Source organism: Hephaestia caeni, assembly GCF_003550065.1.
GTDB lineage: Bacteria > Pseudomonadota > Alphaproteobacteria > Sphingomonadales > Sphingomonadaceae > Sphingomonas > Sphingomonas caeni_A.
Genome location: NZ_QXDC01000002.1, coordinates 201,628 through 214,825 on the forward strand (window position 1 = coordinate 201,628; position 13,198 = coordinate 214,825).

At 65.0% G+C, this 13,198-nt stretch carries 15 protein-coding genes; 9 read left to right on the forward strand and 6 right to left on the reverse strand.

All coding sequences use genetic code 11. The features are described from left to right. Positions 1–76: 76 nt before the first annotated feature. Positions 77–1,006, forward strand: coding sequence for a LysR family transcriptional regulator (locus DFR49_RS00915; RefSeq protein ID WP_119034181.1), 930 nt, complete (start codon positions 77–79; stop codon positions 1,004–1,006). A gap of 4 nt (positions 1,007–1,010) precedes the next feature. Here DFR49_RS00915 and DFR49_RS00920 read toward each other — a convergent pair whose 3' ends face one another. Next, a complete protein-coding gene (locus DFR49_RS00920; RefSeq protein WP_119034182.1) occupies positions 1,011–1,235 on the reverse strand; it encodes a hypothetical protein in 225 nt (74 codons plus the stop codon). Between the two features lie 98 nt (positions 1,236–1,333). Between DFR49_RS00920 and DFR49_RS00925 the strand changes: the two genes are divergently transcribed. Together DFR49_RS00925 and DFR49_RS00930 are read left to right on the forward strand one after the other, a co-directional pair. Further along, positions 1,334–2,074 carry a DUF4336 domain-containing protein gene (locus DFR49_RS00925; RefSeq protein ID WP_119034184.1) on the forward strand — a complete coding sequence of 247 codons (741 nt, stop codon included), beginning with the start codon at positions 1,334–1,336 and terminating at the stop codon, positions 2,072–2,074. A 127-nt stretch (positions 2,075–2,201) separates the two neighbouring features. After that, a complete protein-coding gene (locus DFR49_RS00930) occupies positions 2,202–3,476 on the forward strand; it encodes an MFS transporter (RefSeq protein ID WP_119034186.1) in 1,275 nt (424 codons plus the stop codon). A 72-nt stretch (positions 3,477–3,548) separates the two neighbouring features. Here DFR49_RS00930 and rplI read toward each other — a convergent pair whose 3' ends face one another. From rplI to DFR49_RS00950, 4 genes are all read right to left on the reverse strand, one after another. Further along, complete coding sequence (gene rplI, locus DFR49_RS00935) at positions 3,549–4,181, reverse strand: 50S ribosomal protein L9 (protein ID WP_119034187.1); 633 nt, start codon at positions 4,179–4,181, stop codon at positions 3,549–3,551. A gap of 13 nt (positions 4,182–4,194) precedes the next feature. After that, the gene (gene rpsR / locus DFR49_RS00940; RefSeq protein ID WP_066583513.1) at positions 4,195–4,419 is read right to left on the reverse strand and encodes a 30S ribosomal protein S18; all 225 of its coding nucleotides are present in this window, start codon (positions 4,417–4,419) and stop codon (positions 4,195–4,197) included. 14 nt (positions 4,420–4,433) lie between these two features. Further along, complete coding sequence (gene rpsF / locus DFR49_RS00945) at positions 4,434–4,790, reverse strand: 30S ribosomal protein S6 (protein WP_119034188.1); 357 nt, start codon at positions 4,788–4,790, stop codon at positions 4,434–4,436. Positions 4,791–5,049: 259 nt separating this feature from the next. Further along, positions 5,050–5,487: an RcnB family protein gene (locus DFR49_RS00950; protein WP_119034189.1), complete on the reverse strand. Its 438-nt coding sequence runs from the start codon at positions 5,485–5,487 to the stop codon at positions 5,050–5,052. 198 nt (positions 5,488–5,685) lie between these two features. Here DFR49_RS00950 and fabD point away from each other — a divergent pair, with 198 nt between their 5' ends. The 6 genes from fabD (at position 5,686) to DFR49_RS00980 (ending at position 11,987) form a co-directional block, all read left to right on the forward strand. Continuing rightward, complete coding sequence (fabD, locus tag DFR49_RS00955) at positions 5,686–6,621, forward strand: ACP S-malonyltransferase (protein ID WP_119035201.1); 936 nt, start codon at positions 5,686–5,688, stop codon at positions 6,619–6,621. A gap of 100 nt (positions 6,622–6,721) precedes the next feature. Next, positions 6,722–7,462 (forward strand): 3-oxoacyl-[acyl-carrier-protein] reductase, encoded by a 741-nt coding sequence (gene fabG / locus DFR49_RS00960; protein ID WP_119035202.1) that lies wholly within the window; start codon positions 6,722–6,724, stop codon positions 7,460–7,462. Between the two features lie 81 nt (positions 7,463–7,543). Beyond that, entirely contained in the window at positions 7,544–7,780 is a 237-nt protein-coding gene (locus DFR49_RS00965) for an acyl carrier protein (protein WP_019515010.1), read from the forward strand. Between the two features lie 168 nt (positions 7,781–7,948). Then, on the forward strand, positions 7,949–9,208 hold the full coding sequence (gene fabF, locus DFR49_RS00970) for a beta-ketoacyl-ACP synthase II (RefSeq protein WP_119034190.1): 1,260 nt from the start codon (positions 7,949–7,951) through the stop codon (positions 9,206–9,208). A 4-nt stretch (positions 9,209–9,212) separates the two neighbouring features. Next, the gene (gene mltG / locus DFR49_RS00975; protein WP_119034191.1) at positions 9,213–10,181 is read left to right on the forward strand and encodes an endolytic transglycosylase MltG; all 969 of its coding nucleotides are present in this window, start codon (positions 9,213–9,215) and stop codon (positions 10,179–10,181) included. Between the two features lie 60 nt (positions 10,182–10,241). Beyond that, positions 10,242–11,987 carry a cellulase family glycosylhydrolase gene (locus DFR49_RS00980; RefSeq protein WP_119034192.1) on the forward strand — a complete coding sequence of 582 codons (1,746 nt, stop codon included), beginning with the start codon at positions 10,242–10,244 and terminating at the stop codon, positions 11,985–11,987. Between the two features lie 232 nt (positions 11,988–12,219). On the opposite strand, the gene DFR49_RS00985 is transcribed toward DFR49_RS00980, so the two are convergent. Then, complete coding sequence (locus tag DFR49_RS00985) at positions 12,220–13,173, reverse strand: retropepsin-like aspartic protease (RefSeq protein WP_170150887.1); 954 nt, start codon at positions 13,171–13,173, stop codon at positions 12,220–12,222. Between the last annotated feature and the right edge of the window lie 25 nt (positions 13,174–13,198).

Genomic DNA, 13,198 nt, shown 5'->3' on the forward strand with positions numbered 1-13,198 from the left:
ACGCGGAGGAACCCATGTAGTGCACTGCACAATTGGCGCTAATGATTATTCGTCCCATGAAATATGAAGGCGCTGCATGAGCGAAATCGATCTGAACCTGCTTCGCGTCTTCGATACGCTGTTCGAACTCGGCAACGTGACCAAGGCGGGGGCGCGGCTGGGGCTGACCCAATCCGCCGTCAGCCATGCGCTCGGCCGGTTGCGGCAATCGGTGGGCGACCCGTTGTTCGTGCGCGCGCCGGGCGGGTTGCAGCCGACCGCGCGGGCGATCGAAATCGCGCCCGGCGTTCGGGTGGGGCTGGCGCAGTTGCGCACCGCGCTGTCGCCGAGCGCGTTCGATCCGGGAACCGCCGACCGCCGCTTCACGATCGCGGCGGGATCCTATTTCTGTACCTTGTTCATCCCGGCCCTGCTTGCCCGCGCACGGCAGACCGCACCCAATGTGTCGTTTCGGATCCAGCCGCTCGGGGGCGATCTTCTCGTCGATCTGGATGAGGGGGCGATCGACCTTGCCCTGGGTGCGTTCACCAAGATTCCCAGGCGCTTGCGGCTGGAGGCGCTGTTTCAGGAAGAACTCGTGTGGATCGCCGCGGCCGGGAACCCGCTGGCCGGTCGCCGGCTGAGCCACACCGACCTCACCGGGCAGCCGCGCGTGCTGATCGCGGCCGGCAAGTCGTTCGAGGCGTTGCGGCTGCTCACCTCCGAAGGCGGCCTCGAACGCAGGACGATCGTCGATACGCACGATCCGACCAACGGGACGACGGACGAGCCGCCGGCGTCGGTCTACGACGCGATGACGGCGCTCGCGGTCGTCGGATGCACCGATTGCATCGCGCTGGTGCCGAAACGCTTCGCGCAGCAGGACGGCGAACGGCACGGCGTCGTCATCCTCGACGCTCCCGACAGCGGCGACGGAATCGGGCTGACGACGCTGTGGCACAGCAAGTTCGAGGAGGACGCCGGCGTGCGCTGGCTCCGCGAGACGATTTCAGCGCTGGTGAAATAGCACGTCAGCGCGGGATTATGGCGTCGACCTTCGCCATCGAGGCCGACAGCGGCCGCGTTGCGCGTTCGAGCAGCCCTGCGACCTGTCGCGCGGCGCGATCGAGCGCGACTTCATCGGTGATCGTGGCGTGTGCGATCCGCGGTGCGGGGTCGGCATAAGCGACGATCATGCCCGCGGTGATCGCGAGCAGGGCCGCCCGCCAGATGATGCCCGGTTTCCGATCGCGCATGGTCGTATCCCGCTTTCCGGTCGACGCTGGAGAAAACACGAACGGGCTTGCCGGGCGATGAACGGGCGCCGCCCGCGATCTTGTGTTAAACCGTGGCAATGCCCGATGCCTTCATTCCCTATGCACCGCTCGACGTGCCCAAGCCCGTTGCAGAGAGGGTCTGGATTGTCGACGGCCCCGAAATCCGGATGGAGTTTGCCGGGTTCGGGATGCCGTTTCCGACGCGGATGACGATCATCCGCCTTGCCGATGGCGGCTTGTGGATACATTCGCCCACCACCGACGACGAGCGGGTCTTTGCCGCGGTCGCGGCGCTCGGCCCGGTGCGGCACCTGATCGCACCCAACACGATCCATTATTGGTGGGTGCCCGATTGGCATCGCCGCTTTCCCGGCGCCACGGTGCACCTGGCGCCGGGGGTAAACGAGCGGTCTCGACGGCCGCTGCCGCCGCACCGGGTGCTTGGTGATAGGGCGCCTGAGGAATGGGCCGACGAGATCGATCAGGTGCTGGTGCCCGGCGGCCTCATGAGCGAGGTCGATTTCTTCCACCGCGCGAGTCGCACGCTCGTCCTGACCGACCTGATCGAGAATATCGAGCCGCGGCGGGTCAAGAATATGCTCTACCGCTGGCTGATCCGGTTGGGTGGGGCGGCCGATCCCGACGGCAAGGCGCCGCGTGACATGCAATGGAGCTTCCGCAAGCACCGCGCCGAGGTGCGCCGCGCGGTCGAGGCGATGATCGGCTGGGCGCCCGAGCGGATCCTGCTCGCGCACGGCCGCTGGTATGCGGAAAACGGCACCGCCGAACTGCACCGGGCGTTTCGCTGGGTCTTGTAGCCGGCGATCGTTCCCGGTCGGCATCGGGAACGCTTTTCTGGCGGGTTGATGCGTGAACGGTTGTGCCGCGGCTGCAATCAGGGCAGCAGGCGACTTTCACCGGTTCGAAGCGCGATGGGGAAATTACATGGCGGCACGCGGCGGCGCATCGCATCGGCGTATCCTGTTCGCGAGCCTGGTCGGCACCGCGGTCGAATTCTACGATTTCTATATCTATGCCACCGCCGCGGCGCTGGTGTTCGGGCCGCTGTTCTTTCCCTCCGAATCGGCGTCGGCGCAATTGATGCTCGCCTATGCGAGCTTCGGGCTGGCGTTCGTGGCGCGGCCGGTGGGGGCGGTGCTGTTCGGGCATTTCGGCGATCGGATCGGGCGCAAATCGACGCTCGTCGCCAGTCTCGTCCTGATGGGCTGCTCGACCGTCGCGATCGCCTTCCTGCCGACCTATGCGCAGGCGGGCTGGATCGCGCCGCTGCTCTTGTGCGTGCTCCGGCTCGGGCAGGGGCTCGGGCTGGGCGGCGAGTGGGGCGGGGCGTCGCTGCTCGCGGTCGAGAACGCGCCCGAGGGGTGGCGGAACCGCTATGGCATGTTCCCGCCGATGGGGGCGCCGGTGGGGTTCATCGCCGCCAACGGGTTCTTCCTGCTGCTCGGCCTGTTCCTGACCGACGATCAGTTCCGCGACTGGGGCTGGAGGCTGCCGTTCCTGGCGAGCGCGGTGCTCGTCGCGCTCGGGCTGTGGGTCCGGCTCAAACTGACGGAGACGCCGGAGTTTCTGGAGGCTGCTCAGGCCGAGGCGCTGCCCAAGGTGCCGATCGCGACGCTGTTGCGCGATCATTTTCGTGAGACGCTGGCGGCGACGGTTTCGGTCGTCGCCTGTTTCGCGATCTTCTACCTCGCGACCGCCTTCGCGATGGGATACGAAACCACGGTGCTCGGCCACAGCCGCGAGGCGTTTCTCGCGATCGAACTCGTGGCGATCCTGTTCCTCGCGGCGGGCATCGTCGTCGCGTCGGTGCTCGCGGACCGCACCGGGGCGGGGAGAATGCTCGCCTGGGGCTTCGCGGGCACGATCGCGGTCGGATTTCTGCTCGGCCCGATGCTGGGCGCTCCGTCGTTGTTCGTCGTCTGGCTATGGCTCGCGCTGGCGCTGTTCGTGATGGGTTTCGCCTACGGCCCGCTCGGCGGCTGGCTGCCGAGCCTGTTTCCGCCGGGCGTGCGCTATACCGGCACCTCGATGTCGTTCAATCTGGGCGGTATCGTCGGCGGCGGGCTCGCGCCGATGATCGCCCAGGCGCTCGCCGACCACGGCGGACTCGGCCATGTCGGCTTGTATCTCGTCGCGGCCGGCGCACTCAGCTTGCTGAGCCTCGCTATCCTGCCACGAGAACGGAACAATCAGCCGTAAAGAACCGTAACCAAAAGAAAAGGCCGCCCGGTATCTGCCGGACGGCCCTTTCTCTGGATCGGTTGACGCGGATCAGGCCTGGTCGGCGTCGTCCGCCTCGACCTCGGTCGCTTCGGCTGTCGGTGCCGGGGCTTCCTCGCCCAGCGCCGCCGCGGCGTCCTGCGATGCCTGATAGTCTTCGGTGAAACCCGCGACGTCGTGGGCTTCCTCGAACATCTGCGCCATCACGTCGACGCCCTCGGCCTGCATCTCGGCTTCCTCGGGCGAGCGCGCGACGTTGATCTTGATCGTCACCGCGACTTCGGGGTGCAGCGCGACCTTGACCTCGTGCATGCCGATCGCCTTGATCGGGCGATCGAGCACGACCTGGCTCTTGGCGATCTTATGGCCATCGGCCTCGAGCGCCTCGACGACGTCGCGCACCGCGACCGAGCCGTAGAGCTGGCCGGTGTTCGACGACTGGCGGATCAGTGTCAGCGAGGTGCCGTCGAGACCCTTGGCCTCCTTCTCGGCATCGGTGCGGCGGGAAGCGTTCTCGGCCTCCAGACGCTCACGATTGGCTTCGAAGACCTTGCGGTTGGCCTCATTGGCGCGCAGCGCCTTCTTGCGCGGCAGCAGGAAGTTGCGGGCGAAGCCGTCCTTCACCTTCACCACATCGCCGATGCCGCCGAGCTTCTCGACTCGTTCGAGCAGAATCACGTCCATGTGCTTGCCCTCCTTACTTCACGAGATAGGGCAGCAGGCCCAGATGACGGGCGCGCTTGATCGCCTGGGCGAGTTCGCGCTGCTTCTTCGCGCTCACCGAGGTGATGCGCGAGGGAACGATCTTGCCGCGCTCGGAGACGAAGCCCTGGAGCAGGCGGACGTCCTTGTAATCGATCCGGGGTGCATCCTTCGCGGAGAAGGGGCAGCTCTTGCGGCGGCGGAAAAACGGGCGTGCCATGTGTTCTGCCTCCCTTAATTGCGGTCGCGGCGGCGACCACCGTCGCGGTCGCTCTTGCGCATCATGACGGTCGGGCCGTTTTCGAGTTCGTCGACGCGAACGGTCATGTAGCGGATGATGTCTTCGTTGATCGCGTTCTGGCGCTCAAGCTCGGCGACGATGGCGCCGGGGCCGTCGATCTCCAGCATCACGTAATGCGCCTTGCGGTTCTTTGCGATCTTGTACGCGAGGCTGCGCAGACCCCAGGTCTCGGTCTTGACGACCTTGCCTGACAAGTCCTCGATGATCTTGGTGGCGGCTTCCGCCAGCGCGTCCACCTGCGCCTGTGCCAGATCCTGGCGCGCAAGGAACACGTGCTCGTAAAGAGCCATGTTTCGTCCTTCGTCTTGGCCGATCGCTGACCCGCGCCCCGTGCGCTGGCCCCTCCGGCTATCGTCTATTGCAACGCAAAACCAGGGCGGAAAGCGATGCTTCCCACCCCGGTTGCGCGGGTTCCTTAGCGAAATCCGGGCGAAACGCAAGTCCCGGAGTCCTGGTGGAAAGCGGTGCCGGCCCACCCCCCCCCACCCGACCTCCCAATGCGATTATCCTATTGGGTGGCCGGGTGGGGGAGTGGGCCGGTGCGGCGCCTTAGTTCAGGAACGCTCCACCGATCACCGCGCCGATCAGGCCGCTGGCGATCGCGACCAGCACCGCATCGTTGCCGGACTGGACCCAGTGATAGCCCCGCGGCGGCGTGTAGAGGCGGTTATAGCCGCGGTAATTGTTCACCACCCGATAGCGCGGCGCATAGCGATAGTCGAAGCGCTGGCCGCGGGCCCAGGTGCGGTGCGGGGTCGCGTAGACCGGGCGATAGGTTGCGTGGGCGGGGCGATAGCTCGTCTGGTAGCGGACTGTTCGCTGGACAGGCCGGCGCACCACCTTGCGCTGCTTGATCACGGTGCGGCCGTTCGCCTTGTGCTTGACGACGGTCGTCTGGTGGCGCGGCGCCGCTTCGGCGGGGGCCGCGGCCATCAGGGGAATCGCGACCATCGATGCGGCGGCCGCGCTCAGAAGAAACTTTTTCATGACTGCTACTCCACTTCTTCATCGGCGCCCTCATTCGGCGTCATGGCCAAGCTAGGCAGCCGGTGTCGCGCAGATGTGTCGGCGATCGTGCGAAATGGTCGCAAATTGTCGCGGCGGCGCGGAGGGCGCATTGCTCGCCGCTTGCCATCGTCGGCGCGCGTTTCTAACCGGGCGGTTCGTTTCGCTGAGGAGACCATGATGCGCGCGTTCATCTTTCCGGGGCAGGGCAGCCAGGCCGTCGGCATGGGCGGCGGGCTTGCCGACGCCAGCCCCGTCGCGCGCGCGGTGTTCGAGGAAGTCGACGAAGCGCTCGGCCAGAATCTGTTCCGGCTGATGCGCGAAGGCCCGGCCGATGACCTGACGCTGACCGAGAACGCGCAGCCCGCGATCATGGCGAACGCGATCGCGACGCTCCGGGTATTCGAGCAGGAAGGCGGCATCCGGCTCGCGGACAAGGCCGATTTCGTCGCCGGGCACAGCCTGGGCGAATATACCGCCTTGTGCGCGGCCGGCGCGATCGATCTCGCCACCACCGCGCGGCTGCTCAGGCTACGCGGACGCGCGATGCAGGCGGCGGTCCCCGTGGGTGAGGGCGCGATGGCGGCGCTGCTCGGCGCCGACGTGGGAATGGCGCAGAAAATCGCCGACGCCGCCGCGGAGGGGCAGGTCTGCACCGTCGCCAATGACAATGATCCCGGCCAGGTCGTGCTGTCGGGCGCGCGCGAGGCGATCGAGCGCGCGATCGCGCTTGCGAAAGACATGGGTGCCAGGCGCGCGGTGTCGTTGCCGGTGTCGGCGCCTTTCCATTGCCCGCTGATGCAGCCCGCCGCCGATGCCATGCATGCCGCGCTTGCCGACGCGCGGATCGAGGCGCCGCTGGTGCCCGTCTACGCCAATGTCACCGCCGCGCCGGTGAGCGATCCCGATGCGATCCGCACCCACCTCGTCGAGCAGGTCACCGGGCGCGTGCGCTGGCGCGAATCGGTGCTCGCGATGCACGATGCGGGGGTGTGGCTGTTCGTCGAATTCGGCGCCAAGGTGCTCGGCGCGATGGTCAAGCGGACCGTTCCCGATGCCGGCACCAACAGCGTCATCACGATGGATGACGTCGAGGCGTTGGTGAAAGAGATTTAGTTTTCGCGCGGAGGCGCGACGTTTGGAGGGGATATCCGTCGCGTCGCCAACGACTATACCCCTCTACGTCTCTATGCGCACCAAATCATGGAGTGATATGATGTTCGACCTCACAGGCATGACTGCGCTGGTGACCGGCGCTTCGGGCGGAATCGGCTCGGCGATCGCGACCGCGCTCGCGGCGCAGGGCGCGCGACTGGCGGTGTCGGGCTCGAATGCCGAGAAACTGGCTGCTTTCCGTTCAACGTTGGGCGGCGATCATGTGGCCGTACCCGCGAACCTCGCCGATGCCGCCGCCGTCGATGCGCTGGTGCCCGCCGCGGTCGAGGCGCTTGGCGGCCGGCTCGATATCCTCGTCAACAATGCCGGCGTTACGCGCGACAATCTGGCGATGCGGATGAAGGATGACGAATGGGATCAGGTGATCCGCGTCAACCTGGAGGCGGCATTCCGCCTTGCCCGCGCCGCTACCCGGCCGATGATGAAGGCGCGGTTCGGCCGGATCATCTCGATCACCTCGGTCGTCGGGCAGACGGGCAATCCGGGGCAGGCCAATTATGCGGCATCGAAGGCGGGGCTGGTGGGCATGTCGAAGGCGCTGGCGCAGGAACTCGCCAGCCGCAACATCACCGTCAATTGCGTCGCGCCCGGCTTTATCCGATCGGCGATGACCGACGTGCTGCCCGAGGCGCAGAAGGAATCGCTGCTCGGGCGCATCCCCGCGGGCGATCTGGGTACGGGCGAGGATATCGGTGCGGCGGTGGTCTATCTGGCCAGCAAGGAGGCCGGTTACGTCACCGGACAGACGCTGCACGTCAACGGTGGCATGGCAATGATCTGACGTCCGGACTTGCCACGACGGGGCACGCGTTCTACGTGCGTTCAGGAAATTCAAACCCCAACTGAAAGAGGGACTAGGGACATGAGCGAGACCGCCGATCGCGTGAAGAAGATCGTCGTCGAGCATCTCGGCGTCGAGGCCGACAAGGTCACCGAAGACGCGAGCTTCATCGACGATCTCGGTGCAGACAGCCTCGACATCGTTGAGCTGGTGATGGCGTTCGAGGAGGAATTCGGCGTCGAAATCCCCGACGATGCTGCCGAGAAGATCACGACCGTCAAGGACGCGATCACCTATATCGACGAGCACAAGGGCTGATCGAAGCCTGCTTTCAGGCTTGGTCGCTCGATAGACGGCTCCCGCCCGGTTTCCGGTGCCGGGGGCCGTTTCTGTTTATCCATCGACGCTCCTCCGGCGATTGCCGGCGGTGCGTTGCAACGAAGAGACCCCGGCGCGTTGCCGGGGTGACGTACTAGGAGAAGCGGCATGCGCCGTGTCGTCGTCACCGGTCTCGGCCTTGTCACCCCGCTCGGCGGTGACGTCGAGACGAGCTGGGCCAACATCATCGCGTCCCGGTCGGGCGCAGGGCCGATCACGCGTTTCGATGCGTCGGATCAGAAATGCCGGATCGCGTGCGAGGTGAAGCCCGCCGACCACGCTTATGGTTTCGATGCCGGCAAGCGCGTCGATCACAAGATCCAGCGTCAGGTCGATCCGTTTATCGTCTACGGCATCGATGCCGCGGGGCAAGCGATCGAGGATGCCGGGCTCACCGACATGACCGAGGAGGAGCGATTCCGCGCCGGTTGTTCAATCGGCGCGGGGATCGGCGGCCTGCCGGGGATCGAAAGCGAATCGATCGTGCTCCACGAAAAGGGGCCGAGCCGCGTCAGCCCGCACTTCGTCCACGGCCGGCTGATCAACCTGATCTCGGGCCAGGTCTCGATCAAATACGGGTTGATGGGGCCGAATCACGCGGTCGTCACGGCGTGCTCGACGGGCGCGCATTCGATCGGCGATGCGGCGCGGATGATCGCGATGGACGATGCCGATGTCATGCTCGCCGGCGGCGCCGAGGGCGCGATCTGCCCGCTCGGCATCGCGGGCTTCGCGCAGGCGCGCGCGCTCAGCACCAATTTCAACGACACGCCCGAAAAGGCCAGCCGCCCCTATGATGTCGATCGCGACGGCTTCGTGATGGGCGAGGGCGCAGGCGTGGTCGTGCTCGAGGAATATGAGCGCGCCAAGGCCCGCAGCGCCAAGATTTACGCCGAGGTGATCGGCTATGGCCTGTCGGGCGACGCCTATCACGTCACCGCGCCGCATCCCGAAGGATCGGGCGCGTTCCGGTCGATGCAGATGGCGGTGCGCAAATCGGGGCTCGCGCTGTCCGATATCGACTATATCAATGCGCACGGCACCTCGACCCCGCTTGGCGACGAGCTGGAATTGGGCGCGGTGCGGCGGCTGTTCGGCGATGCGATCGGCGATCTGTCGATGAGTTCGACCAAATCGGCGATCGGGCATCTGCTCGGCGGTGCCGGCGCGGTCGAATCGATCTTCTGCATCCTCGCGATGCGCGATCAGATCGTGCCGCCCACGCTCAACCTCGATCATCCGAGCGAGGGGTGCGCGGGCGTCGATCTCGTCCCGCACACGGCGAAGAAGCGCAAGGTGAAGGCGGTGCTCAACAACAGCTTCGGCTTCGGCGGCACCAACGCCTCGCTGGTGCTGCGGGCGCTCTAGTCCGATGCGCAAGCCCGGCTGCCTCGGCCTGCTGATCGCGCTCGCCGCGATCCTCGGGGTGTTTCTGGTCGCCCAGAGCTGGAGCGGCGCCGGGCCGGCGGAAAAGACCGTCACCGTCGTCGTGCCGCAGGGGGCGACGCTGACCCGTGCGGCCGATCAGCTCGAGGCGGCGGGGGCGATTGGTTCGGCGCGGCGTTTCCTGCTGCTGGCCAAGTTGTTCGGCGGTTCCGCCCCGATCAAGGCCGGCGAATATCAGCTTCCGGCGCATGTCAGCCAGTCGGACATTCTGTCGGCGATGCAGAACGGCAAGACGCTCCAGCGGCTGGTGACGATCCCCGAGGGGCTACCCTCGATCTACGTTCAGCAAAAGCTTGCCGAGGCGGCCGCGCTGACCGGCAGCGTCGCCGTGCCGGCCGAAGGCTCGGTGTTGCCCGACAGCTATAGTTATCAGCGCGGCGATACGCGCGCGTCGGTACTGTCGGCGATGCAGGGGGCGATGTCGCGCTATCTCGCGGAGGCCTGGAAGCGACGCCAGCCGGGAATCGCGGTTGCCACCCCGCGTGAGGCGCTGATCCTCGCGTCGATTGTCGAGAAGGAGACCGGCAAGCCCTCAGAACGGCGCACGGTGGCCGCGGTCTATTCCAACCGGCTCAAGCGCGGCATGCCGCTTCAGGCCGATCCGACGGTGATCTATCCGATCACCCACGGCAAGCCGCTCGGCCGCCGCATCCTGCGATCCGAACTGGAAGCGAAAAACGGCTATAACACCTATGCGATGGCCGGGCTGCCCGAAGGGCCGATCTGCAACCCCGGCCGCGCTTCGATCGATGCCGTGCTGAATCCGGCGGCCTCGAACGCGCTCTATTTCGTCGCCGATGGCACGGGCGGGCATGTGTTTGCCGATACGCTCGATCAGCACAACGCCAACGTCGCCAAATGGTACGCCATCCGCCGCGCGCGCGGCGAGATGTGAGAACGTTCACTTTGGCTGAAATCTAGGCTATGCCCTCGCGAAACGAGGGGAGCCCGAACGATGCCGTTTCGCCTGATCGCCGCCGCGTTATTGCTGTGCCTGTCGGGCGCGGCGGCGCAGGCGCAGGGCTTCCTCCACACGCGCGGCACCGAAATCGTCGACGGCGACGGTGCCCCGGTGCTGCTGCGCGGCATGGGGCTGGGCGGCTGGATGCTCCAGGAAGGCTATATGCTCGGGCTGGGCGATCTGGAGAAAGGGCAACAGCACGTTGTTCGTCAGCACATCGCCGAACTGATCGGCCCCGATCGCACCGCCGACTTCTATCGCGCCTGGCTTGATCATTACATCACCAAGGCCGATGTGGATGCGATGGGGCGCTGGGGCTTCAACTCGATCCGGCTACCGATGCACTACAATCTGTTGCTCGACGAGGCCGTGCCCGCGGGCGTAGATCGCTGGAAGGAAGACGGCTTTGCGCGCATCGACGCGCTGATCGATTGGGCGCGCGCGAACCGGATCTACGTCATCCTCGATCTCCACGCCGCGCCGGGCGGGCAGGGGGCCGACCTGCCGATCGCCGATCGCGATCCCGATACGCCGTCGCTGTGGGACAGCGCCGAGAACCAGCGTCGCACCGTCGCCTTGTGGCACAAGCTTGCCACGCGCTACGCCGACGAACCGTGGGTCGGGGGCTACGACATTCTCAACGAGCCCAATTGGGATTTCGATGGGGAGGGCGGCGGGCATGGCTGCAAGGAGCAAGGAAATGCCCCGCTGACGGCGCTGCTCAAGCGCATCACGAGCGCGATCCGCGCGGTCGACCGGCGGCATCTGATTGTCATCGAGGGCAATTGCTGGGGCAATAATTACGCCGGGATGCTGCCCGCGTGGGACGGCAATATGGTGCTGAGCTTCCACAAATATTGGAACCACAACACCGACGCCGACCTCACCGATATCCTGGGGCTGCGCGAGAAATACGGCATGCCCGTCTGGCTCGGCGAATCGGGGGAGAATTCGAACGTCTGGTTCCGCGACGCGATCCGGCTGGTCGAACGCCACGGCATCGGCTGGTCGTGGTGGCCGCTCAAGAAGATCGGCTTCAATAATCCGCTCGAAGTCGCGCCCAATCCGGGCTGGAAGAAGCTCGTCGACTATTGGATCCACGATGGTCCGCGCCCGTCGACCGCCGAGGCCGATCAAACGCTGATGCGACTCGCCACGCACGACATCGCGTTCGAGAACAACATCCGGCACCCCGACGTCATCGACGCGATGTTCCGGCTGCCGCATTCGGATCGCGCGATCCCGTTTGCACCGCACGTGTTGGGCAAGGCGCCGCTGACGATCGCGGCGGTCGATTACGACATGGGGCCGGCGGGCGTCGCCTATCACGATCGCGTCGACGCCAATTATCACATCGCGACCGGCGGCGATCGCACCGAATGGAACGACGGCCGCACCTATCGCAACGACGGCGTTGACATCGCCCGCGAGGCGGATGGCACTCCGTTTGTCGATCGTTTCGAAGCGGGCGAATGGATGCAATATACGATCACCGCCGAGGGTGGCGGCGCGGCGCGGCTGGTGCTCGCCACGGCGGCTGCCCGGGGGGCAACGATCGGTGTGCGGATCAACGACGGTCCGGCGAAGGCCATCGCGGTGCACGCCGCGAACGGCTGGACGAGTACGGCGCCGATTGACGTGACGTTGCTGCCCGGCATCAACCGATTGAAGATCGCGGTGCACGATGGCGAGGTTCGGCTCAAGGCACTGCGCCTGGCACTGGAACGACGCCGCGAATAGATTCCCACGCCCGCAAGAATTGGTTGGTGACCCCTACGGTCACCCGGTTGCCGTGGCAAGGTATTGATAAACGGAAGTTTCTTATGCTTCCTAGCGGGGAGATACCATCCGATATACCATATGTCCATAGGGATCATATGAGTGTCTTTGGAACAGGAGGAAGGCAACGCAGATTGCGTTTAAGAATGTAACCCGCTGCCCCGTGTCATGGCATCGAGTGTAGTGGTGCGCACTATGGAGACGCTTCTCGTGCCGATGTGAGTGGCTGTCTAGGCGTAAGAAGTAGCTTGCCAGCAGAAATATCCAGTATGAAGTTGAACCTGTTGAGGAGGCCCATCCCGATTACGCCATCACCGAGTTCATCGTTCATTTCGCTAATCTCAGCGGGAAAATCACGAACCTGCAATGGGCCAAAGCTCATTTCACTGATCACCACGGTCGGCGTCGTCCGCGAGGAGCCGTCAGCTCCATATCGTTCCTCTTTCCTCAATGGCTCCGTGGTGAGTCCAAGGCGATGCCAGGTAGTATCCCTAATCGCCGCCTGACCATTATATCCCAGGTCCACCGACAACAATAGCGATTGGTTGCTGACTTTGGCTGCGATCTTTGCCGGCTTCACCAGAGGGAAGACAATATGCGCTTCACGAGGCGTCACCTTTCCGCTTGGTGCTAGCGTGAACCGTTGACCGTCAGTGTCAAAGATGAGCGCAAAACGGCTGAGAACGTCAGCCCCCAGAATTCCACCGATCGGCCTACCCAGAAACTTTTCCATTTCGCTAAGATCGAATGTGAACAGGTTTCCCGCGACGCTAAACTGCGGTGGAATCGTCACGGCACCATCGTCCAGCCGGTGTCCTACGATCTCACCTTGCATCGTCTTGAAGGACATCGTGCTCGCCGTGGTTCTGTAGCCTGCCTGCTTCGCCACCGCTTCATCAAGGATGGTGTTGCTGGCACCGTTGTCCAACACCATCCAAATATCTCGATTAGCAACGACGGCCTTGAAGAATATCGTTCCATTGTGAATTTCGACGGGCGTGGCCCCATATTGGTCTTTGCCGACGAACTGGATCGTTATCCGCCCATTCTCAGCGGAAGAGTCAGGTGCGGACTCTGCTTGAGCGAAGGCGGTAGCGGGAGTCCCCATGAGGACACCAAGCGAAGCGATATATGGAAGAAAGCTCATTATTCGCATAAGTTCCTCAGAATCA

Coding starts and splice junctions, on each gene's coding strand:
- DFR49_RS00915 (WP_119034181.1), top strand. CDS start 77: ATGAGCGAAATCGATCTGAACCTGCTTCGCGTCTTCGATACGCTGTTC.
- DFR49_RS00920 (WP_119034182.1), bottom strand. CDS start 1,235: ATGCGCGATCGGAAACCGGGCATCATCTGGCGGGCGGCCCTGCTCGCG.
- DFR49_RS00925 (WP_119034184.1), top strand. CDS start 1,334: ATGCCCGATGCCTTCATTCCCTATGCACCGCTCGACGTGCCCAAGCCC.
- DFR49_RS00930 (WP_119034186.1), top strand. CDS start 2,202: ATGGCGGCACGCGGCGGCGCATCGCATCGGCGTATCCTGTTCGCGAGC.
- rplI (WP_119034187.1), bottom strand. CDS start 4,181: ATGGACGTGATTCTGCTCGAACGAGTCGAGAAGCTCGGCGGCATCGGC.
- rpsR (WP_066583513.1), bottom strand. CDS start 4,419: ATGGCACGCCCGTTTTTCCGCCGCCGCAAGAGCTGCCCCTTCTCCGCG.
- rpsF (WP_119034188.1), bottom strand. CDS start 4,790: ATGGCTCTTTACGAGCACGTGTTCCTTGCGCGCCAGGATCTGGCACAG.
- DFR49_RS00950 (WP_119034189.1), bottom strand. CDS start 5,487: ATGAAAAAGTTTCTTCTGAGCGCGGCCGCCGCATCGATGGTCGCGATT.
- fabD (WP_119035201.1), top strand. CDS start 5,686: ATGCGCGCGTTCATCTTTCCGGGGCAGGGCAGCCAGGCCGTCGGCATG.
- fabG (WP_119035202.1), top strand. CDS start 6,722: ATGTTCGACCTCACAGGCATGACTGCGCTGGTGACCGGCGCTTCGGGC.
- DFR49_RS00965 (WP_019515010.1), top strand. CDS start 7,544: ATGAGCGAGACCGCCGATCGCGTGAAGAAGATCGTCGTCGAGCATCTC.
- fabF (WP_119034190.1), top strand. CDS start 7,949: ATGCGCCGTGTCGTCGTCACCGGTCTCGGCCTTGTCACCCCGCTCGGC.
- mltG (WP_119034191.1), top strand. CDS start 9,213: ATGCGCAAGCCCGGCTGCCTCGGCCTGCTGATCGCGCTCGCCGCGATC.
- DFR49_RS00980 (WP_119034192.1), top strand. CDS start 10,242: ATGCCGTTTCGCCTGATCGCCGCCGCGTTATTGCTGTGCCTGTCGGGC.
- DFR49_RS00985 (WP_170150887.1), bottom strand. CDS start 13,173: ATGAGCTTTCTTCCATATATCGCTTCGCTTGGTGTCCTCATGGGGACT.